This is a genomic window from Actibacterium mucosum KCTC 23349 (assembly GCF_000647975.1).
Classification (GTDB): Bacteria; Pseudomonadota; Alphaproteobacteria; order Rhodobacterales; family Rhodobacteraceae; genus Actibacterium; species Actibacterium mucosum.
On the sequence record NZ_JFKE01000009.1, the window covers coordinates 25,404 to 46,091 of the forward strand.

The window sequence follows — 20,688 nt, forward strand, 5'->3', positions numbered from 1 at the left end:
CTCAGCCCCCTTGCCGGGGCGCAACAATCTCGACCCGGTCCCCGTCTTGCAGCAGATATTCGGCGCGCGCTGCGGCGGGCACAAAGGTTTCGTTCACCGCCGTGGCCACGCGCCCCACGCCATGGCCCAGCTCCACCAGAACGTCGTTCAGGCTGGGGCCCGTCACGTCGCGCGCGGTGCCGTTTACGTTAATCTTCATCGCAAAGCTCCGGTTTTTGGCCATCGCACAGCCAGTCGGCCAGCATCCGCGCCATCGCAGGGGCCAGCAAAAAGCCGTGGCGGAACAGGCCATTGGCATAGATCACCCCGTCGCGGCGGCGCAGACGGGGCAGGTTGTCGGGAAAGGCAGGGCGCGCATCGGCGCCGATTTCCACCAGTTCAGCCTCGGCAAAGGCCGGGTGCAGCGCATAGGCGGCGTTCAGCAACTCAACAACCGAGCGAACCGTGGCCCGCCGCCGTTCGCCGCTTTCGATCTGGGTGGCGCCCAGCATGAACACCCCGTCGCCGCGCGGGGTGATATAAAGCGGAAAGCGCGGATGCAGCAGCCGCACCGGGCGGTTCAGGGTCAGTTCCGGGCAGCGCAGCACCAGCATTTCGCCCTTCACCCCGCGCAGGTCGTCCAGTGTACCGCGCGCCGCAATGCCGGTGCAGTTGACCACCTGCGCGCCATCGTCGGGGGGGTGGTCACAAACACTGCGCCCCGGTCACGCAGCAGCGCCCGCAGTCGGGTCAGCGCATCGCGCGGGGTCAGATGCGCCTCGGTCTCAAAGAACAGCGCGGTGTCGAACCGGTCCAGATCGGGCTCCAGCGCCGTCAATGCGGCTTGGTCCAGCGTCCGGTGGCCTTCGGTGCGCCGGGCAAACCGCGCCAACTCGCCCCGGTCGCGGTCCAGCGTGACAACCAGCGAACCGTTGCAGTGCACCGTCACGCCCTGCGCGGCCCACCAGTCAGCGGCGGCGCGGCCCAGTCGCGTGACCGGCTCCTCGGCGGTCTCGCCCTCGCATTCGGGGGCCAGCATGCCACCGGCCCACCAGCTGCAGCCATGCGGGCCAGGCGCGTCGCCGGCGGGGTCGACGATGGTGACAGGCACACCGCGCGCCGACAGCTCTGTCGCCGCGCAGAGCCCCATGACGCCGCCGCCCAATATGGTGACCGGGCCGCTCATCCCCACATCTCGTGGAAATGATGCACCGGCCCGTGGCCTTTGCCGATATCCAGTTGATCGGCTGTCGCGATGGCCCCGTGCAGCCAGCCATGGGCGCGGCCAACGGCGGCATCCAAAGGTTCCCCCTTGGCCAACCTGGCGGCGATGGCCGACGACATCGAACAGCCAGTGCCATGCGTATTGCGCGTGGCCAATCGCGGCGCGGTGAACGGGGTTTCGCGGCCCGCCTCGACCAACCAGTCGGTACAGGATTGCCCCGCCGCGTGCCCGCCTTTCATCAACGCCGCCCCCGCGCCCAGACCGCGCAGGGCTTTGCCCTGCGCCACCGGATCGGTGCCCTCGGACGCGTCCAACAGGCGCGCCGCCTCGGGCAGGTTCGGCGTCAGCAGCGTGGCGCGCGGCACCAGCACGGATTTCAACGCGTCGACCGCATCATCCGGCAACAACGCCACCCCCGATTTCGAGATCATCACCGGGTCCAGCACCACGGCGCCCTCAAACCCCTCGATGGCGCGCGCCACCGTCTCGATCAGCGACGGCGCGCCCAGCATGCCGATCTTGATCGCGTCCACGCGAATGTCGCCCAGCACCGCGTCGATCTGCGCGGCCACGATGGCGTCAGGCACCGGGTGCACGGCGGTGACATCACAGGTGTTTTGTGCCGTGATCGCGGTAATGACCGAGGCGCCGTAAACCCCCATCGCGCTGAACGCTTTCAGGTCGGCCTGTATGCCGGCGCCACCGCCGCTGTCGGATCCTGCAATGGTCAAAGCCGTGGGGGCCATGCGCCGCATCTCCTGTAACCGGGGTGGGAACACATGGATTCGGGGCGCATGGGGTGCGGGCCGCGAACGTCTCTGTTCCCTCCGCCGGTGCTAGCCGGTTCAGGTTCGATGGGTTCGCTTGCGCATCTCAGCCCCGCGCGGGGCACCCCAACAGATCGACCCGAGGCGTAACGCGTTTTGCAATCGGCGTCAAACAGGTCGCGTCCCGGCGCTGCGTGAAAAATATTTCGTAGATCGCGGTTGGTTTGCGCGCACCCTTTGGTCAGATTTCGGCAACGAAATCGATAACGCCGCCACGCGGCCGGAGGACCCATGCCCGCCCAAGTCACCACCCTTTATGCCGTTTCACCCGACGCCGCCAAGGCGTTCGACACCGCCGCGCTGCGCGAGAAATTCCTGGTCGAAGGTATGTTTGCCGCGGGCGAAATCCGCCTGACTTATGCCCATTACGACCGCATGATCGTCGGCGGCGCGGTGCCCGATGGCGGCGCGCTGGTGCTGGATGCGGTGGCCGAGACCGGCACGCCCTCGTTTCTGGACCGGCGCGAGGCGGGTATCCTGAACATCGGCGGCGATGGCCGGGTCGCGGCGGGCGGCGAAAGCTGGGACATGGCCAAGGGTGACCTGCTGTACCTGCCCAAGGGCGCGGGCGCGGTCACGTTTTCGGGGCAGGGGCGGTTTTACATCGTGTCGGTGCCCGCGCATACCGCCCATCCCGCAACCCTGATCAAGATCGAGGACGCCAATCAGGTGAAAATGGGCGCGCCCGAAACCTCGAACGACCGCACCATTTTCCAGTGTATCCACCCCAATGGCGTGCAAAGCTGCCAACTGGTGATGGGGTACACGCAGCTGCATGGCGGTTCGGTCTGGAACACCATGCCCGCGCATCTGCATGACCGCCGGATGGAGGCGTATCTCTATCACGACGTGGCCCAGGGCCAGCGCGTGTTCCACTTCATGGGCCAGCCGCAAGAGACACGGCATCTGTTGGTTGATAACGAACAGATCGTGATGTCGCCGCCCTGGTCGATCCATTCGGGTGCGGGCACCGGCTCTTACACCTTTTGTTGGGCGATGGCGGGCGATAACATGGATTTCACCGATATGGATGCCGTGGCAATGGAGGATTTGCGGTGATCTCATTCTCGCTTGCGGGGAAAACGGCGCTGGTGACCGGTGCGAATACCGGCATCGGTCAGGCCATCGCGGTGGCACTGGGCGGGGCGGGGGCGCATGTGATTGCCGCCGGGCGGTCCTCGTGCGCCGAAACCGTGGCACAGATCGCCTCGGCCGAGGCCGCGCAGATGGATTTTGCCGATCCGCACGCGGCCGCCGACCTGCTGGGCAGCCGCCAGGTCGACATTCTGGTCAACAATGCCGGCATTATCCGCCGCGCGGATTCGGTGGACTTTACCGAGGCTGACTGGGACGACGTGATCGACGTGAACCTGAAGGCGCTGTTCTTTACCTGTCAGGCCTTCGGCAAGGCGGTTCTGGCGCGGGGGGGAACGGGCAAGATCGTCAATATCGCCTCGCTTTTGTCGTTTCAGGGCGGCATCCGCGTGCCCTCTTATACCGCGTCGAAACACGGGGTTGCGGGGCTGACCAAGCTGCTGGCCAATGAATGGGCCGTACACGGCATCAACGTGAACGCCATCGCGCCTGGTTACATCGCCACCAACAACACCGACGCCCTGCGCGCCGATCCCGACCGCAATAAGGCCATTCTAGACCGGATCCCCGCCGGCCGCTGGGGCAGCGCCGATGACATCGCCGGTGCGGCGGTATTCCTGGCCTCGGACGCGGCGCAGTACGTGCATGGCGCGGTGCTGAACGTCGATGGCGGCTGGCTCGCCCGCTAAGTCAGGCGCAAAGGATTAAATCGTAACGGTGCGTAGGCTGATGGCTTGCGCGCCGTTACTTTTTTCTGGCCATTTGCCTCAATTGGTAATAAGTCCGAACCAATTAAGCCAGTTTGGAGCCCGAAATGCGCCTGAGTCACTGCCATAACTTCGCCGATTTCCGCCGTCTGGCTCAACGTCGCCTGCCCGGTCCGATCTTCAACTATATCGACGGCGCGGCGGATGACGAGGTGACCTATCGCCGAAACTCGGACAGTTTTGATACCTGCGATCTGGTGCCAAACGTTCTGCGCGGTGTGGATCAGGTGGATATGTCGGTGACAGTGATGGGGCAAAAGCTGGCGCTGCCGATCTATTGCTCGCCCACCGCCTTGCAGCGGCTGTTTCATCACCAGGGTGAACGCGCCGTTGCCGCGGCCGCGGCGAAACATGGAACGATGTTCGGGGTGTCGTCATTGGGAACTGTCAGTTTGGAGGAACTGCGCCAAAAGCACGACACCCCACAGGTGTATCAATTCTATTTTCACAAGGATCGCGGCCTGAACGACGCGATGATGACGCGCGCGAAAGAGGCCGGGGTAAACGTGATGATGCTGACCGTCGACAGCATCACCGGCGGCAACCGCGAACGCGACAAACGCACCGGGTTTTCGATCCCGTTCCGCCTGACGCTTGGTGGCATGGCGCAGTTCGCGATGAAACCGGCCTGGGGCATCAACTATGTTACGCACGAAAAGTTTCGGCTGCCGCAATTGGAAGATCACGTGGATATGGGCGGCGGCGCGATGTCGATCGGGCGTTATTTCACCGACATGCTGGACCCGTCGATGGATTGGGACGACGTGGCTGACATGGTCAGCAAATGGTACGGGCAGTTTTGCCTGAAGGGTATCATGTCGGTCGAGGATGCCAAGCGTGCGGTGCAGATCGGCTGCACCGGGATCATCCTGTCGAACCATGGCGGGCGACAGCTGGACGGCTCGCGCGCGCCGTTTGATCAACTGGCCGAGATCGTGGACGCCGTGGGTGACCAGATTGACGTGATGATGGACAGCGGCATTCAGCGCGGCACCCATGTTCTGAAGGCGCTGGCACTGGGGGCCAAGGCGGTGGGGATCGGGCGCGGATATCTTTATGCGCTGGCCGCCGCCGGGCAGCCGGGCGTGGACCGCGCGCTGAGCCTGCTGCGCGACGAGATTGAACGCGACATGCGCCTGATGGGGGTCACCTCGGTGGCCGAACTGACGCGCGATCACCTTCGGTTTCGGCAAATCTAGGCAGGTTTGACTGGTCAAGCGCCACGCGTGCCCTAGGTTTCGGGTCAGACCCCGAACGCAGGACGCTTTGATGCCCGAAATCACCCCGATCTATGCCGCCCTTCTGACGTTCATGTATCTGGCGCTGTGCGCCCGCGTGATCCGTTTCCGCCGATCCGCGCGGGTGTCGTTGGGCACCGGCGGAAACGAAACGCTGGAGGCGCGCATCCGCGCACAGAGCAACTGTGCCGAATACGCGCCCATCGGTTTGATCCTGATGCTGATCCTCGAACTGCAGGGCGCCCATTGGAGCCTGATGCACCTCTTGGGTCTGATGCTGCTTGTTGGGCGCGGTCTGCATGCCGCCGGCCTCAGCGCCGCGCCTCAGAACTTTGCCTTCCGCACAGTCGGTATGATGCTGACCCTGACTATGATCGGGGGCGGGGCTGTTGCGACCCTTGTCCTTGTCTTGGCGGCCTGAGTCCACCACCGTTTCCTCCGCCCCGCTTTTTGAAACTGCTGTCGATGGATCCACGCAGCATCCGGGGGATGACCGGGAAAGCCGAGGTCAGGAAATAGGCATAGGTGCCATCTGGATAGTCGGCGGTTTTGACAATTGCGCCGTTGCATTCGTCCAGATTGCCGGTCCCCGCAACATGGACATAGTCCTGCACGAAGGTGCCATCATGCCGCCCGCCGGGTTGATTGCCGCCGGGCCGGTTGCCGGATTTCAGCTGGTAAGATGACCGCATCTGCACCACCTTGCCGCTTTGCACCGATGTCATCGCATAGATCGGGAACCCGTCCGCGGCCCAGCCGACCAGCGGGCTTTCGATGTTCTTGGACCAGCCCAGCTGTTGCAATAACCCGATAGGCAAGCCGTGATAATGATAGGCGCCGGTGGGCTGAACGTGGCCGTAATTGGCATCAAGGCCCAGCGTGACCGCACCACCCAGCGCTTCGTACTGCCAACCGCTGTTACGGTCGCCCTGCCAGAACTCGGCCGCGCCGGGATCGAAGGGCACGCCGTTCACGGCGACCCCCACCAAGGATCGACCAGTGGCCCGTGCAGCCCCCTTGCGCGGGGAAAGCGGCATTTCAAACCGATAGTTCTGTGCGCTGATCCGGTTGGGATTGCCACTGTTGGGAAAGGGGGCCACCGGGTGCGTCGGGATGCCATTGGCGGTCATGATCCTTTTGCTGCCGCGCGTCACAATGCTGACCTGGCCGCCTGCGACTGACCGGTTGGCCGATTTCAGTGACAGAGCCCGGGCTTGCGTGGCTGTGTGGTGGCGCAGGCGCGGTGCGCCCTGTCCATAGGCATAGCCCGCTGCCAATGTCGCCGCTGCTCCGCCCAATGCGGCCCGCCTGGTCCAATCATTCATTGTCTATCTCCTGCCTTGCTTTGTCAGGGGTGATGGTCACCGGGCCCACCCCGTCGGCCCCAAAGTTCAGCAGAACAGCGAAAATACCGGGCACCGCGCCATCAAAGCGCAGCTCGGCCGTGACAACCTCGACCCCGCTGGGCGGAATGCTTACGGGAAGGCCGAAAACCTGGGTCGCGGTGCCGGGTGTGGACAGGGCCAAAAGCGTCACCGGGGTGCCGCCCTGATTGCTGAGCAACAGGATAAGGTCCACCTGACTGCCAGCGGCCTGTGCACGCATCACTTCAACCTCGACCGTGCCAACGGCGTGCCCGTCATGCGCCCAAAGCGGCAAGGCCCAAAAGCCAGCCAAAGCCATCAAGGCCACTCTGCGACGCATGCACAACCCTCCGTTTCACCGTGCTGTTGATCCTAATACGAACCACCGCGCAGCCCCCGTCGATTTTTTTGCAAAAACCTGAAAAAGGCCCTTGCGGCCCCCCGCAACAGGGGGTAAATCACGCCTCACCCAAAGGATGCGGGCGTAGCTCAGGGGTAGAGCATAACCTTGCCAAGGTTAGGGTCGTGAGTTCGAATCTCATCGCCCGCTCCAATTGGGACCTCTCTTTCAAAGATGAATTTGCATGTGGCCACCCCGGTGTTGGGTGCGCGCTTGGCGTTTGTACGACCTTTTTTTGGGCGCTGTCGCCAGCCAAAAATGGGCAAAACCCGGTTGCAAGCCGCGCTGTTAGGCGCAGATTAAGAAAACCGTCTTTTGCAGAGACAAAATGTTCGAAACTGCGCTTGATGTCATCCTGACGTCACGTCTGTTGCCTATCTGAAATTCATTCGAATGACTTTGCCATGAATAAAATGACCTGGACCATGATCCGCGACCTGCTTGCCCAAGAAATCGCCGATGGCACGCTTGAACCCGGCGACCGTTTGCCAACCGAGCCAGAGCTGGTCGCACGCTTTGGCGCGGGGCGACATTCGGTGCGCCGCGCCGTCGAAGCGCTGGCGAAGGAGGGCAAGCTCAGCGTCGAGCAGGGGCGCGGAACCTTTGTCGAGGAAGCGCCCAGCCTGATCTATTCTATTGGCAAACGCACCCGTCTGCGCCGCAATCTTCTGCCGCAGGGCTACGATGTTTCCAGCGTTCTGTTGGGCGCCGATCGCGTTGTTGCACCGCCACCTGTTTGCAAGGCGCTGGGGCTTTCAGATGGCGCCGAAGTGGTGGAAAGCCGTCGCAAGACCATCGCAAACGGAATTCCGATTGCCTTCGGTTCCAATTTTCACGACGCCCAAAGGTTCCCTGACATCGTGGAAAGGCGTGACGTCCTTGGGTCCATGACCGAAACTTACAAGAGTTATGGAATCGACGACTACGTGCGTGCGGAAACGTCGATGCATGCCCGACAGGCGCGCGCCGAAGAAGCCAAACAATTGAAGCAGCACCCCGATATGCCCGTGATCGTGGTGCGTGCGGTTGACCGCCAGCTGGATGGCCAGCCATTGGCCAGCAGCCAAGTGATCTGGTCGTCTGCCCGGGTGAGATTCACAATGTCGATGGAAGACGATGACTGACGCAACACTTTCGACGCTTGCCCGTGCGGAAACCGCGCGGCTCAAGCAATTCGCGGAAACTCTGATCGAACCGCTTGGTGACATCGAGGTCGTGCAATCGCGCACCGGGCTGGTGATGCTTCCCATGCGCGACACGGCGCAGGGCACCGCCTTTCATCTGGGTGAGGTTCTGGTGAGCGAAGCCCACATTCGCAGTCAGGGCCATGAAGGATACGGGATGCGCCGCGGCACGGACCTGCAGGCCGCCATGGCGATGGCCTTGGTGGATCTCGCCCTGCAAACCGGCGTTTCGAAAGAGACCTGCGAGGCGTTTTGCGCCGCAGAAGCCGCCGCGCAGCAGGCGGACGACACAGCGGTCCTGCGCAAGGTCGAGGCCACGCGTGTCGATATGGAGACTTTCTGAATGTTGGCTGTACCTCAACCATCCCCGGCGGAAAGCCGTGAAAACCAGACTTTCGAAGCGTTGCTTTGGGCGCTCAGCCGACCGGGACTTGTGCGCGCCATGCCAGGGTTAGGGGATGCAGACCTTTTGGCTGCGCTGGTTGACCGCGAGTGCCTTGTGCATGCGGCTGACCCATTGCTGATCCCCGCGGTCTTGAAAACCGGCGCCAAGGTGGCCGAACTGACCGATGCCGACCACGTCTTTGCCGGCACGCTGGGCGATCTCGCGGTACTGGATCAGCTGCAAATGGGGTCGGACCTGTATCCCGATGACGGGGCCACGCTGGTCGTGCATGCCGACTTGAAAACAGGGCCGATGCTGCGCCTGACCGGGCCGGGTGTCGACGGTACGCTGGATGTGCATATCGGCGGTCTGCCTGACGGGTTCTGGCAACGTCGCGCACAGATCATGCGGTATCCTGCAGGCTTTGAACTGTTTCTTCTGGACGACGATCAGGTGATGGGCATTCCCCGCTCGACACAGGTAGAGGTGCTCTGATGGCTTACGTAGCGACACGCGGCGGCGAACGCGCAATCGAACAGGCGGAACGTCTTTTCCGCGAGGAAATCGGGCCGTTTGACCACTCTCGGGTCCACGAAATCAAGCAGTCGCTTCCCTATCTCATCGATCGGGTCATGGGCGAGGCATCGCTGTATGACGAAGATCTTGCCGCGCTTGCATTGGCGCAAACCGGTGGCGAAATGTTCGAAGCCGTTCTTTTGCTGCGCGCCTGGCGCACAACGCAGCCGCGCCTGACGGTGGCCAAACCGGTAGAACAGAAAGACCTTTTCACGCATCGCCGCATCTCGGCAGCGTTCAAGGATATTCCCGGCGGTCAGGTGTTGGGGCCAACGCTGGACTATGCGCACCGCATCCTTGCAACGGACGTTCTTGGCGGATCGGCCTACGCCCCTGAGCCCGTTGAGGCGGCAGAGAAACCTGCGCCCGCAAACGTGCCATCGGTCAGCGCGTGGCAGGCCGAGAATGACCTGGTCGACCTGCCGGACCCGGACCCGACCCAAGGCAACGAAATTCCAGATCTGACGCGCGAGCCGCTGTTGTTCCCCGCCAAACGGGCGCATACGCTGCAAAGCCTTGCGCGGGCCGAAACCGGCGGTACGCTTGCGCTGGGGTATTCAGCCATGCGCGGCTATGGTTCGGCCCACCCAACGGTCAACGAGGTACGTCTTTCCGAGGCCGAGATCGAAGTGACCCATCCCGATGGTCGAACATTCTCGGCCGGGCGCGTCAAGCTCAGCCAGGCCGAGGTTGTGGACAAGAAGGGCGAGAAGCTCAGCCTTGGGTTTGCCGCGACATTTGGGTGGAACGAGGTCAAATGCATCTCGGCCGCAACACTGGATCTGAACAGCCCGGGTGCCGCCAAAGGGTCCGCGACCGAGGAAGAGTTCTTCCTGTACCACACCGAGGGTGTCGAAAGCTCGGGCTTTTGTATCCACTTCAAACTGCCGCACTATGTGACATTCCAGTCCTCGCTTGATGCCATGCGTGATGCAAAGGCCAAGAAAGCGGCGCAATCCTCGTCTTCTGCGACGGAGCCTGCCGAATGAGCCTGACAACCCTGACCAAACCGTGGGAGGCCATGAGCTATGGCTTTCTGGACGGGTCCGCCAAACGGGAACTGCGTCGAAAGACGCTGAAATCGGTAGCCGTTCCCGGCTGCCAGATGCCCTATGCCAGTCGCGAAGTGCCGATGGCGCGCGGCTGGGGCACAGGCGGGCTGCAGGTTTCGCTGACGCTGGTGAACCCGAAAACCCGTGTAAAGGTCATTGACCAGGGCGCCGATGACAGCGTGAACGCGGCGTCGATCCGCCGGTTTATCGCGCGGGTCGCCGGCACGCCCACAACGATGGACACGCTCGAGGCCGATCTGATCCAGTCGCGCCACCGTATTCCCGAAGAGATCCTGCGCGAAGACCAGATTTTGGTGCTGCAGGTGCCAAACCCCGAACCCCTGCGTCCGGTGCAGCCGAATATGTCGATCGCGCGCCAGATGCACGCGGACGCCGATTATGGCCGAATGTGGCTGCAGCTTTACGAACAGATTGTGCGGTCGGGCCGGGTGATGCAGGGGGCAAGCTATCCCAGCCTCGTGCACGGACGCCACGTGATGACCCCGTCGCCGATCCCGCGCTGGGACGTGCCAAAGCTGAACATGTCCAAGCACCTGACCATCCTTTCGGCGGGCCGCGAAAAGCGCATCTTCGCCGTGCCGCCCTATACGCGTGTCGAACCGTTGGTCTTCAGTGACGTGCCCTACAAGGTCGAAGAGCACGGGCATCTGACCTGCTATCGCTCTGGCACAAAAGGCTTTTTCATGAACGAGATTCCGCAGGACGACGGCACCTCGACCTTCGAGGTTTCCGACAGTGAATGGGGTGTAAAGGCAATCCGGAAAGGCGCGGGCGAGCCCGTCACAACCGGCGAGACCTGGTACAAGAACGGGGAGATGCCGGAATGACACTGACCTTGGACGCCCCCCGGATCGTTCAGACGCGTGCCTTGCTGCAGGTTTCGAATGTGTCGAAAACCTATGGCCCGGTTAAGGCGCTGCAGAATGTCTCGGCCCATGCCTATCCCGGCGAGGTGCTGGGCATTGTCGGCGAAAGTGGCTCGGGCAAGTCGACGCTTTTGCGGATGATGAATCTCGAGGAAACGCCGGATCAGGGCAGCTATACGCTGGACCTGCCGGATGTTCAGGGCAATCTCTTTGATCTCGACCGCTTTGCCCGCCGGATGCTGTGCGCCACCCGCATCGGCATCGTTTACCAAAACCCGCATCTGGGGTTGCTGATGAAGCATTCGTCTTCGGGCAATGTTGCCGAGCGTCTGCTGGTCGCCGGCGAGCGCAGCTTTGCCGTGTTGCGGCAGAAAGCGACCGAGGCGCTGGACGCGTCCGAGTTCCCGCTTGAGCGGCTGGATGCCCCGCCCGCCGAACTTTCCGGCGGTATGCAGCAGCGCGTGCAGCTGGCCAAGGCTATCGCGCTGGAACCTGCTCTGCTGTTGCTGGACGAACCGACAACCGGGCTGGACGTATCGGTGCAGGCGCTTGTGCTGGACACGTTGAAACGCCTGCAACAGGACCGCAAGATCACCATGGTGATCGTCAGCCACGATCTGGGCGTTATTCGCACATTGGCCGACCGCGTCATGGTCATGCGGCGTGGCGAAGTCGTTGAAACCGGACTGGCCGACCAGATTTTCCAGGATCCGCAACATGCTTATACGCAGCAACTGGTGCACGCAAAACTATGACCCGCGTTCTTGAAATCTCCGGCCTGACCAAAGGCTTCACCCTGCATCATCTGAACAATCAGATTGCAGCGTTCGATGACATTTCCTTCACCCTGGATGCGGGCGAGTTCGTGTTGCTGAAAGGGGCCAACGGCGCGGGCAAATCGACGCTTCTGCGCACGCTTTATCGCTCCTACGTGCCGCAGTCAGGTTCGATCACGTTCCAGTCGTCGCATGGCGCCATTGATCTGGCGCGCGCGGCGGATGTCGATATCGCCCATTTGCGCCGGACCGAGATCGGGTTTGTCACCCAGTTCCTGCTGGCCCGGCCACGCGTCAGCGCCGAGGCCATCGTGGCTGAACCTCTGCGCCTTGCTGGCGTCCCGCAGGACGATGCGTTGGAACAGGCCCGGCAGGCGCTGGCAATTTTTGGCGTCAAACAGGACCTTTGGCGCGCCTATCCCACAACATTTTCGGGGGGCGAACAGCAAAAGGTCAACCTTGCCCGCGCGCTGATCGTACCGCAGAAGCTGTTGCTTCTGGACGAACCCACGGCCTCGCTGGATGCCAATGCCCGTGCGGCGCTGGTCAACCGGCTGACAGAACTTAAGGCCGCCGGAACAGCCATGATCGGGGTGTTCCACCATCCCGGCGATGTTGAAAAACTGATCGATCGGGTCATCGACCTGACCCCTGACATGATCGCACAAGAGGAACGCACCGATGTGGCTGTCTGATGTAACGATCGTTCTGCGCGACCGGGTGATCCCCTGCGGTGCGTTGCGCATTGAAAACGGGGTGATTGCCGACATCACCGAAACGGCGGGTCAACCCGCGCATATGGTTATTCCCGGCTTTGTCGACATGCATGGCGACATGATCGAGCTGGAGCTTGAGCCCCGCCCCGGTGTCGATTTCCCGATGGAGGTCGCGGTTGCGCATCTTGATGCGCGCCTTGCCGCTGCGGGTGTGACAACGGCCTATGCCGGTGTGTCGTTCTCGCGCAATGCCGTGGACGGTGAACGGCGTTCGTTCGAGCATACCAGCAACATCATCCGCACACTCAAATCGCATCAAAACGGACTGCGCGTCGATCATCGCGTACACGCCCGGTTCGACATCACCTTTACCGAGGCCATCGACGCGTTGGAAGGTTTGCTGCAATCGGGCGCCGTTGATCTGGTTTCGGTCATGGATCACACGCCCGGGCAGGGTCAGTATCGCAACCTTGAGAAACTCGTTGCCTATCGCACACGCAAGGGCACGATGACCGAAAGCGAAGCGCGCTCACAGATCCAGGCCCGCATCGACAGCGCCATTCCCGCGGAGCAGATCTATGCCAATCTTCAGGTTGTGTCCGGCCTGTGCAAGGAACACGGGGTTGCCCTTGCCAGCCATGATGACGACACGGTCGAAAAGGCCGGTCTGATGGCCGATATCGGCGCCGTGATCAGCGAGTTTCCGGTCACGCTGGAAGCGGCCGAAGTTGCGGTGGAGCGTGGCCTGATGACCGCCATGGGCGCGCCGAACGCGATGCGTGGGCAAAGCTATTCGGGCAATCTTTCGGCGCGTGATGCACACGGCCGCGGGCTGTTGCACATTTTGGCTGCCGACTATCACCCCGCTGCAATCCTGCCTGCGATCCGCGCACTGTCCGCGGCTGACCCGGACGGCTTGCCCGGCGCGATGCGGCTTGCAACGGTGAACCCCGCCTCGGCGCTGGGCCTGTCGGATCGCGGCGAAATCGCCGTGGGCAAGCGTGCTGATCTTGCCGTTATTGATGGCAAAGACCGCGTTGTGACGACCTATCATGCGGGCGAGGCCATCTTTTCCAACGGCGCGTTTGCGGCGGATCCGGATCTGACGCTCAAGGCTGGCTGAACCGTTAAGTAACTTTCACATTGCCGTTGTTTCGGCGTTACGCCGATCACGGAAAGTCAGGGCATAATTCATTCGGATGAATCATCATGCCCGCAGAACTAAAACTAGAAAATGTTTCCCGTCACTTTGACGAGACCAAGGCCGTCGATAATGTTTCGCTTTCCATCGCTCCCGGCCAGTTCGTTGGCGTGATTGGGCGCTCGGGCGCGGGCAAATCGACGATGCTGCGCCTCGTGAACCGCCTGATTGACCCGACATCGGGGTCGATCTCGTTTGACGGGGTTGAGATCACGAAACTGAAAGGCAAGGAACTGCGCAACTGGCGCAGGGACTGCGCCATGATCTTTCAGCAGTTCAATCTTGTTGAACGGCTGGACGTGCTGACCAATGTCCTGATCGGGCGTTTGGCCGAACACGGGTTTGCAAGCTCGATGGCCATGCACTTTACCGACGAAGAGCGCACGATGGCGCTGCAGGCCCTTGACCGGCTTGATCTGGTCCCGCAGGCGCTGCAACGTGCAGGCACCCTTTCCGGCGGTCAGCAGCAGCGTGTTGCAATCGCCAAGGCACTGGTTCAACAGCCAAAAATCATGTTGGCGGACGAGCCGATTGCCTCGCTTGATCCGGCCAATGCGACCAAGGTGATGGATGGCCTGCGCCAGATCAATCGCCAGGATAAGATCACCGTTCTTGTGAACCTGCACACGCTCGATACCGCGCGCGCCTATTGCGATCGTATCGTCGCCATGCGGGCAGGGCGTGTGATGTTCGATGGCACGGCCCTTCAGCTGACCGATGACGTCGTGCGCGACATCTACGGTCTGGAAGGACTGGCCGAATTCAACGAAGCCGTCACCTCGACCCAGGGTTTGAAGGTGCCAGCCTGATCAATTTCAACAGAGGCCTCCGGGCCTCTTTTCTTTTGTGCAAACGCTACTCAGGGGAGATCCAAAAATGCGTTTCATTACAGCAGCAGTCGCCGCACTGCTGGCCACGTCAGCAGTAGCTGAAGACGCGGCCTGGAAAGAAGACTATCAGGTCATCAAGTTCGGCATCCTGTCGGGCGAAAACGAAAAAGACCGCATCGCGCGGTACACCCCGTTTGAAGCCTATCTGGAGCGTGAGCTGGGCGTTGAAGTCGAAATCTTCACCGCAGGCAGCTATGACGGTGTGATCCAGGCAATTGCTGCCGATCAGATCGAATTCGCCTTCTTCGGTTCGTCGTCCTACGCCGCTGCCTACACCGGCACCGACGGCAAAGTAGAGCCGCTGGTGTCGCGCATCCGTCAGGACGGCTCGACCGGTTACTACTCGGTTCTGGTGACCCGTTGCGAAGACAACTACAGCGCCATCACTGACCTTGAAGGCAAAGTTGTGGCCTTTGCTGACCCGGATTCGACCTCGGGCTATGCTGTGCCTTACTTCAACATCGCCAAAGAGGTTGACCCCAAGACCTTCTTCTCGGCCATCCCGTTCTCGGGTTCGCACGAAGCAGGTGTCGCTGGGGTTTCGCAGGGCACGTTTGACGCCGCTGCAACCTGGCAGAATAACGCCGTTGATGGCCGCTGGCAGCGTATGATCGAAAAAGGCATGATCGCCGAAGGCGAAATCTGCCCGATCTGGGAATCGCCTGAAATCACCTCGGGCCCGTTCACTGCGCGCAAAAACCTGCCGCAGGAACTGAAAGACACAATGCAGGACCTGGTGATGAATATCCCCGAAGCTGACCCGGAAGCCTTCAAGGCAATGACCGGCGAAGTCGAAGGCTCGCCGAACCCGCAGGTTGGCTGGATCGAAGTTGACCACGAGCGTTACCAGTGGATCGTGGACATGCGCGACTGGCTGAAAAAGCAGCGCCGTTCGTAATCTGACAGTGTTTGATGGCGCGGAAGGTTCTCCTTCCGCGCCGTTTTTTCGACTGCTGCGCGCCTGTGCGCGCTTCATCGCATCAGGATTCTTCGATGACCGCCATTCCCGATACTCCGCCGCTGCGCCCGATCGATCAGTTCGAGCTTGACTACGCCGCGCTGCGCCGCCGTTCCAGGATCACCTGGCTGGTTGCGGCGATCATCTTTTTCGCTTTCTTCACGTTCTCTGCGTGGTTGGGTGACTTTTTCAAGGTTACGCAAGTCACCTTGCCGGATGGATCGCGCGATTGGCGCTGGATCATCCCGGCTGGCATTCCGCGCCTTGGTGAGTTCATCGTAAAAACCATTCCCTCGCTCAGCTGGGACACGTTGGGTGCGGATCTGGGCGAGTGGTTCTGGCGTTGGAAGGTTTGGATGAACCTGCTGATTGAAACCATTCTGATTGCCTTCATGGCGACCGTATTTGGTGTGATCGGCGGTTTTGTTCTGTCGTTCCCCGCCGCGCGGAACCTTGCCCCGAACAAATGGTCCTTGTGGATCAGCCGCCGCTATCTTGAGATTGCGCGGACCGTGCCGGAACTGGTCTGGGCACTGATCTTCGTCTTTTGCTTCTCGGTTGGCCCCATGGCCGGTGTTCTGGCCATCGGCCTGCATGCCACCGGCGCGTTGGGCAAGCTTTACTCGGAAGTGAACGAAAACATCGATATGCGGCCGCTGGAAGGCGTGAAAGCCTCGGGCGGGACGTGGTTTGACCAGATCCGCTATGGCGCGGTGCCGCAGGTTCTGCCAAACATCATCAGCTATACCCTGCTGCGGTTCGAGATCAACGTGCGCTCGTCGTCGATCATTGGCTATGTCGGCGCAGGCGGTCTGGGACAGGAGTTCCGCGAGGCGCTGTCTTTGCAGGAATACACCGACCTCTCAGCGCTCTTCATCATCATCTTTGTCACAGTGATCGTGATCGACTTTGGCTCTGAAAAGCTGCGTCACCGGATCATCGGGATCGAGAAAGGCCCAGCGACATGACACCTACCCCTGAACAAATTCAGGCCGCTATGGCCGCCCATCCCCGCGCGTTTCGCGACACAAACGCCGTGCGCGCCCGCAAGATCGCGCTGTGGGTCGGGTTCTTTGGCCTCTTCGCGTGGTGCCTTTACGATTTCAACTTCGCACCTGAACGCATCTGGATCGGTCTGGGCCGTCTTGGGCGGGTTATGTCCTTCATGTTCCCGCCGCATCTGTGGGAAACCTGGACGGAATGGCTGGAGATCTTCACCGCGCTGGGCGAAACCATTGCCATGGCTTTCATGGGCACGCTGTTGGGCGCCGTTGTCGCCTTTCCGCTGTCGTTCCTTGGGGCCAAGAACATCAACCGCATCTTCTGGCTGCGTCAGGGCACGCGTCGCGTCTATGACGTGATCCGCGCGTTCGAAACCCTGATCCTGGCGCTGATCTTCATCCGCGCCTTTGGTCTGGGGCCGCTGGCCGGCATTCTGGCCATCGCGGTCAGCGAGATCGGGACATTCTCGAAACTGTTCTCGGAAGCGCTGGAAAACACGTCGAAAAAGCCGGTTGAGGGCGTGGTTGCCTCGGGCGGGTCGCGCTTGCAGTCGATCCGCTATGCGATCATGCCGCAGGTTCTGCCGGTGCATCTTTCGGTGTTGCTGTACAACTTCGAATCCAACGTCCGGTCCGGCACGATCCTTGGCATCGTGGGCGCGGGTGGCATTGGCTTTATCCTCAGCGACCGGATCAGCAGCTACTTCTGGGATCAGGCATGGACGATCATCTTCCTGATCATCGGCATGGTCTACCTGATCGACTATCTGTCGGCGCAGATCAGAACGCGCGTGATCGGTAAATGGGAAGGTGCGCGGTAAACGCACGCAATTCGAGAAAGGCTTGGCGGCAGGGTCAACGGGCTATGCCGCCGGCCACGCAAAACCCGATGTCGTGCCGTGCCTTTGTGCCCGGCACGACATCACAAATGGAAGGTGACCATGCGAGCACTTCTGGTTCGACATGCTGAATCGACAGGACAAGCCCCCGAGGCACCGTTGTCAGAAACAGGGCGTCAGCAGGCCAACAGCCTGGCCCACAGCTTGCGTGATCTGAACGCAGGCCCCTTATATGCCAGCCCTTACACACGCGCGCGCCAAACGATCGCACCCTATGCCGACCTGACGGCGCAAAGCGTGAAAACCGTCGACGGCTTCCACGAGCGGGTTCTGTCGCCCGAGCCTCTGATCGACTGGCAGGACCACCTGCGCAGGTCGTTTGCAAATTCCAACTATGCCTGTCCGCAGGGCGAAAGCATGTCGCAGGTCCGCAGCCGGGCGGCCATTGCGCTGATTCAGATCGAACGGTTCAGCAAAGGCCTGCCAACCATTGTGACCCATGGCGGCCTGATCGCTTCGTTACTGCAGGCGGCCGATCCCAGCTTTGGCTTTGAAGACTGGCGCGGTCTGCGCAACCCCGATCTGTTCGACGTTGAAATCGAAACCGGACGGGTCCTGAGTTTTACACGACTACCCCTGAAGGAGAAAGCATGAGCGGCGCCGGCTCCAAGAACCATCTCAGCGAAACCCCCACGATCCACGAAGGGGCCCGGGTCGAAGACTTCGAACTGGGTGTCTGGACCGAGGTGGGCAAAAACACCATGATGAAGTCCGGCGCGATGGGAGATTTCTCGTACATCACGCAAAACTGCCATGTGGTCTGGACCACCATCGGCAAGTTCTGCTCGATCGCCAATTCGACGCGGATCAATCCGGGCAATCACCCGACATGGCGCGCGATGCAGCACCACTCGGTCTATCGGGCCGAGGCGTATGGGTTGGGCGAGGATGACCACGATTTCTTTGCATGGCGCAAAGCCGATTGGGTGACCATCGGTCACGACGTCTGGATCGGCCATGGCGTGACCGTGACTGCCGGCGTGACGATTGGAACAGGCGCGGTAATTGGCGCCGGGGCCGTCGTCACGCGGGACGTGGATCCTTACACCGTTGTGGGTGGTGTGCCTGCGCGGTTCATCAAGCGTCGGTTCACCGAAGCTCAGGCCGAGGCGTTGCAAGAAATCGCGGTCTGGGACTGGACGCGCGACGCTTACAAGGCCGCATTGCCCGACATTCGCGCGCTGGACATCGACGCGTTCATCGAAAAGTACCGCTAAACGCCGCTCCGAAAGCGCGCTTTCGTCAGATCACCAGCCCTAGGTTGCTGAGATAGTCAAAGCCCTGCGGGATGTCGGATTTACGGCGCAGTTCCAGCACCAGATGCGGGGCAGACGGGCATTCCGCCAGCGCGCGAAAGACCTCGATCCATTCGATCTCCCCCTCGCCGGGCGCCCAGTGGCGGTCGGCGTGGCCATCAACGTCCTGGATATGCACGTGCTGCAGCTGTGCACCTGCATCGCGCACGAAATAGTCCACCGGCGGCGCGCCCGACATCCGTCGCGCCAGATGCGCGTGGCCGGTATCGATGGACAAGGCGATGGCGGGGCTGTCGAAGCTGTCCACCATCATGCGCCTTGTATCGGGGTCGACATCCTGAACATTCTCGATCACCAGCGTGATCCCGGCACGCGCTGCCCGGTCCACCACGGGGCCAAGAACCTCGTGCACCCGGTCCAGCTTTTTTTGGGCATAGTTCGGTTTGCACAGAAGGTTGTTCTTGTACCAGAACGTGTAGGGCGAGTGCAGCACCATTTGGCGCGCGCCGATGGCTTCGGCCGCTTCAAGTGCGGAAAGGAACCGCGCGGTGATCAGCGGGCGCAGCTCGGCATCCTTGTTGTCGATATCCAGCCCCTCGAACGGGCCATGAATGCCAACCCGGCCTCTGTGCCCCTGCAGAGCTGCCTTTGCCGCAGCGATCAGATCGTCACGGTCCACAGTCAACGCGTCGCGGGTCATAAAGCTCTGTAACTCAATGTCGCGCTCCGCATCAAACAGCCAGTCGCGATGCGTCGCGATCTCGTCAATCTTCAGGCATGCGCCGATCTTAAGCGGTTTCATGGACCGGTCTCCGTGGGTCTGGAATGAAGAGATAGGCAAGGAAGGCAAGGCTGATGACCACCGCCATTGCCGTGAACGAGGCCTGCCCACCCAGCGTTTGGGTCAACCATGCAAAGGCAAACGGGGCCGAGGCATTCAGCGCCATCGTGGCGGTATTGATCCAACCCAGCCGCGCGCCATAGCCCTTGCGCCCAAACAGCGCCAGCGGCAGCGTGCCCCGTGCAATCGTCTTGATGCCATCGCCCATGCCGTACAGCGCCGCCGCGATCATCAACCCGGGAACGGTGAACCCGAGCACAATCAGCGTCACAAATCCAGACAGCATCAGCGCCATGCTCAGCGCGTAAGTATTCAACGGGTAGAGGTTGCGCGACACCAGCAGTTCCAGGAACCGCCCAACGGTCTTGAACGGACCAATTACGGCACCGGCCAATGCGGCCATCGCGGCCGTGTGTCCAAGGTCCTGAACATTGGTCACCCAAAGCGTCATAACGCCGCCCATCAGATACCCGGAAAACAGGAAGGAAACGATCATCCACAGCATGCCTTTGCGCCGCGCGGGGCCGCTCAGCTCGGGCCATTCGGACTGTTGCGCCTTGGGCGGGTTGCGCGGGTCAATCTGTGGGCCGCGCAACGAAAAGAAGTTCAGCGGCACACAGGTCAGGATCAGGAACACACCCAGCACCAACCACGTCTCTTGCCAACCGATCCCGTTGTACAGCCACAGGGTGAGGGGCCAGAATATTGTCGAAGCGACGCCGCCGAACAGGGTGATGATCGAAATCAGTCGCTGGCTGGGTACACGCAGGTCCAGCCGCACAACGCTGGCAAAGGCCACCTGATACAACACGCACATACCCGCGGCCTCGGCGATCAGGATCAGGGCGAACAGGTTGTACTGGTTGGTCACCTTGCTCAGCCCGATCAGCGCGACGCCCGCCACGACGGTCCCGATGGTCATCACGAACCGCCCGCCATACCTGTCCGTCAGCATGCCCGACACAGGCGCCATGAAACCGCCGAAGAACAGCGCCAGCGACATGACGCCAAAGATCCCCGACAAGCTCAGCCCAAGATCCTCTGCCATATGCGGCAAAAGGATCGCATAGGCGTACATCAGGGTGCCATAGCCAATGATCTGTGACAGGCCCAGACCGATAGCTGGCCAATAGTCTTTGTCAAATCGCAACATGGGTCGAACCTGGTGTTT

General features: G+C 61.5%; 24 protein-coding genes, 1 tRNA gene, 1 pseudogene and 1 riboswitch. Of the genes and pseudogenes, 19 read left to right on the forward strand and 7 right to left on the reverse strand.

Annotated features, from left to right (window positions below):
- Window position 1: 1 nt before the first annotated feature.
- The 3 genes and pseudogenes from thiS to thiD all read right to left on the reverse strand — a co-directional run bounded on the left by thiS (window position 2) and on the right by thiD (window position 1,950).
- Entirely contained in the window at window positions 2-199 is a 198-nt protein-coding gene (gene thiS, locus ACMU_RS16660; protein ID WP_035261899.1) for a sulfur carrier protein ThiS, read from the reverse strand.
- Window positions 189-1,165 (reverse strand): annotated as a pseudogene (locus tag ACMU_RS16665) (FAD-dependent oxidoreductase). The gene thiS and the pseudogene ACMU_RS16665 overlap by 11 nt, the downstream one beginning before the upstream one ends.
- Window positions 1,162-1,950, reverse strand: a complete 789-nt coding sequence (thiD, locus tag ACMU_RS16670) for a bifunctional hydroxymethylpyrimidine kinase/phosphomethylpyrimidine kinase (RefSeq protein WP_035262047.1) — start codon at window positions 1,948-1,950, stop codon at window positions 1,162-1,164. The pseudogene ACMU_RS16665 and the gene thiD overlap by 4 nt, the downstream one beginning before the upstream one ends.
- A gap of 59 nt (window positions 1,951-2,009) precedes the next feature.
- Window positions 2,010-2,110: riboswitch (TPP riboswitch) on the reverse strand.
- A 152-nt stretch (window positions 2,111-2,262) separates the two neighbouring features.
- On the opposite strand from thiD, the gene kduI reads away from it, so the two are divergent.
- From kduI to ACMU_RS16690, 4 genes are all read left to right on the forward strand, one after another.
- A complete protein-coding gene (gene kduI, locus ACMU_RS16675) occupies window positions 2,263-3,090 on the forward strand; it encodes a 5-dehydro-4-deoxy-D-glucuronate isomerase (protein WP_035261901.1) in 828 nt (275 codons plus the stop codon).
- Window positions 3,087-3,815 carry a 2-dehydro-3-deoxy-D-gluconate 5-dehydrogenase KduD gene (gene kduD, locus ACMU_RS16680; protein WP_035261902.1) on the forward strand — a complete coding sequence of 243 codons (729 nt, stop codon included), beginning with the start codon at window positions 3,087-3,089 and terminating at the stop codon, window positions 3,813-3,815. Before kduI ends, kduD begins: the two co-directional genes overlap by 4 nt.
- A gap of 125 nt (window positions 3,816-3,940) precedes the next feature.
- Window positions 3,941-5,092 (forward strand): alpha-hydroxy acid oxidase, encoded by a 1,152-nt coding sequence (locus tag ACMU_RS16685; RefSeq protein ID WP_035261905.1) that lies wholly within the window; start codon window positions 3,941-3,943, stop codon window positions 5,090-5,092.
- 70 nt (window positions 5,093-5,162) lie between these two features.
- Window positions 5,163-5,552: an MAPEG family protein gene (locus tag ACMU_RS16690; RefSeq protein ID WP_035261908.1), complete on the forward strand. Its 390-nt coding sequence runs from the start codon at window positions 5,163-5,165 to the stop codon at window positions 5,550-5,552.
- Here ACMU_RS16690 and ACMU_RS16695 read toward each other — a convergent pair.
- Both ACMU_RS16695 and ACMU_RS16700 read right to left on the reverse strand, forming a co-directional pair.
- Complete coding sequence (locus tag ACMU_RS16695; RefSeq protein WP_051588410.1) at window positions 5,500-6,456, reverse strand: YHYH protein; 957 nt, start codon at window positions 6,454-6,456, stop codon at window positions 5,500-5,502. The two genes, ACMU_RS16690 and ACMU_RS16695, sit on opposite strands and share 53 nt — an antisense overlap.
- Entirely contained in the window at window positions 6,449-6,835 is a 387-nt protein-coding gene (locus tag ACMU_RS16700) for a hypothetical protein (protein WP_152544664.1), read from the reverse strand. Before ACMU_RS16700 ends, ACMU_RS16695 begins: the two co-directional genes overlap by 8 nt.
- A 138-nt stretch (window positions 6,836-6,973) precedes the next feature.
- Here ACMU_RS16700 and ACMU_RS16705 point away from each other — a divergent pair.
- The 15 genes from ACMU_RS16705 (at window position 6,974) to ACMU_RS16775 (ending at window position 18,637) form a co-directional block, all read left to right on the forward strand.
- Window positions 6,974-7,048: transfer RNA gene (locus ACMU_RS16705), tRNA-Gly, on the forward strand.
- Window positions 7,049-7,308: 260 nt separating this feature from the next.
- Window positions 7,309-8,019 carry a phosphonate metabolism transcriptional regulator PhnF gene (phnF, locus tag ACMU_RS16710; RefSeq protein WP_236626292.1) on the forward strand — a complete coding sequence of 237 codons (711 nt, stop codon included), beginning with the start codon at window positions 7,309-7,311 and terminating at the stop codon, window positions 8,017-8,019.
- Complete coding sequence (locus tag ACMU_RS16715) at window positions 8,012-8,422, forward strand: phosphonate C-P lyase system protein PhnG (RefSeq protein ID WP_035261911.1); 411 nt, start codon at window positions 8,012-8,014, stop codon at window positions 8,420-8,422. Before phnF ends, ACMU_RS16715 begins: the two co-directional genes overlap by 8 nt.
- A complete protein-coding gene (gene phnH, locus ACMU_RS16720; RefSeq protein WP_035261914.1) occupies window positions 8,423-8,959 on the forward strand; it encodes a phosphonate C-P lyase system protein PhnH in 537 nt (178 codons plus the stop codon). It begins immediately after the preceding gene.
- The gene (locus tag ACMU_RS16725) at window positions 8,959-10,029 is read left to right on the forward strand and encodes a carbon-phosphorus lyase complex subunit PhnI (protein ID WP_035261917.1); all 1,071 of its coding nucleotides are present in this window, start codon (window positions 8,959-8,961) and stop codon (window positions 10,027-10,029) included. Before phnH ends, ACMU_RS16725 begins: the two co-directional genes overlap by 1 nt.
- Window positions 10,026-10,940, forward strand: coding sequence for an alpha-D-ribose 1-methylphosphonate 5-phosphate C-P-lyase PhnJ (locus tag ACMU_RS16730; RefSeq protein ID WP_035261920.1), 915 nt, complete (start codon window positions 10,026-10,028; stop codon window positions 10,938-10,940). Before ACMU_RS16725 ends, ACMU_RS16730 begins: the two co-directional genes overlap by 4 nt.
- Window positions 10,937-11,734, forward strand: coding sequence for an ATP-binding cassette domain-containing protein (locus tag ACMU_RS16735; protein ID WP_035261922.1), 798 nt, complete (start codon window positions 10,937-10,939; stop codon window positions 11,732-11,734). The genes ACMU_RS16730 and ACMU_RS16735 overlap by 4 nt, the downstream gene beginning before the upstream one ends.
- Window positions 11,731-12,450, forward strand: coding sequence for a phosphonate C-P lyase system protein PhnL (locus tag ACMU_RS16740; protein ID WP_035261925.1), 720 nt, complete (start codon window positions 11,731-11,733; stop codon window positions 12,448-12,450). The genes ACMU_RS16735 and ACMU_RS16740 overlap by 4 nt, the downstream gene beginning before the upstream one ends.
- Complete coding sequence (locus ACMU_RS16745) at window positions 12,437-13,594, forward strand: alpha-D-ribose 1-methylphosphonate 5-triphosphate diphosphatase (RefSeq protein WP_035261928.1); 1,158 nt, start codon at window positions 12,437-12,439, stop codon at window positions 13,592-13,594. Before ACMU_RS16740 ends, ACMU_RS16745 begins: the two co-directional genes overlap by 14 nt.
- A gap of 86 nt (window positions 13,595-13,680) precedes the next feature.
- Window positions 13,681-14,481 carry a phosphonate ABC transporter ATP-binding protein gene (gene phnC / locus ACMU_RS16750; protein ID WP_035261929.1) on the forward strand — a complete coding sequence of 267 codons (801 nt, stop codon included), beginning with the start codon at window positions 13,681-13,683 and terminating at the stop codon, window positions 14,479-14,481.
- Between the two features lie 67 nt (window positions 14,482-14,548).
- Entirely contained in the window at window positions 14,549-15,460 is a 912-nt protein-coding gene (phnD, locus tag ACMU_RS16755) for a phosphonate ABC transporter substrate-binding protein (RefSeq protein WP_035261931.1), read from the forward strand.
- 95 nt (window positions 15,461-15,555) lie between these two features.
- Window positions 15,556-16,488, forward strand: a complete 933-nt coding sequence (gene phnE, locus ACMU_RS16760; RefSeq protein WP_035261933.1) for a phosphonate ABC transporter, permease protein PhnE — start codon at window positions 15,556-15,558, stop codon at window positions 16,486-16,488.
- Complete coding sequence (gene phnE, locus ACMU_RS16765; RefSeq protein WP_035261937.1) at window positions 16,485-17,342, forward strand: phosphonate ABC transporter, permease protein PhnE; 858 nt, start codon at window positions 16,485-16,487, stop codon at window positions 17,340-17,342. Before phnE (ACMU_RS16760) ends, phnE (ACMU_RS16765) begins: the two co-directional genes overlap by 4 nt.
- Before the next feature lie 120 nt (window positions 17,343-17,462).
- Window positions 17,463-18,014: a histidine phosphatase family protein gene (locus ACMU_RS16770; protein WP_035261940.1), complete on the forward strand. Its 552-nt coding sequence runs from the start codon at window positions 17,463-17,465 to the stop codon at window positions 18,012-18,014.
- Complete coding sequence (locus ACMU_RS16775) at window positions 18,011-18,637, forward strand: DapH/DapD/GlmU-related protein (protein WP_035261943.1); 627 nt, start codon at window positions 18,011-18,013, stop codon at window positions 18,635-18,637. Before ACMU_RS16770 ends, ACMU_RS16775 begins: the two co-directional genes overlap by 4 nt.
- A gap of 25 nt (window positions 18,638-18,662) precedes the next feature.
- Here ACMU_RS16775 and ACMU_RS16780 read toward each other — a convergent pair whose 3' ends face one another.
- Both ACMU_RS16780 and ACMU_RS16785 read right to left on the reverse strand, forming a co-directional pair.
- Complete coding sequence (locus ACMU_RS16780; protein ID WP_035261945.1) at window positions 18,663-19,478, reverse strand: sugar phosphate isomerase/epimerase family protein; 816 nt, start codon at window positions 19,476-19,478, stop codon at window positions 18,663-18,665.
- Window positions 19,465-20,670 (reverse strand): MFS transporter, encoded by a 1,206-nt coding sequence (locus tag ACMU_RS16785; protein ID WP_035261947.1) that lies wholly within the window; start codon window positions 20,668-20,670, stop codon window positions 19,465-19,467. Before ACMU_RS16785 ends, ACMU_RS16780 begins: the two co-directional genes overlap by 14 nt.
- Window positions 20,671-20,688 lie beyond the last annotated feature (18 nt).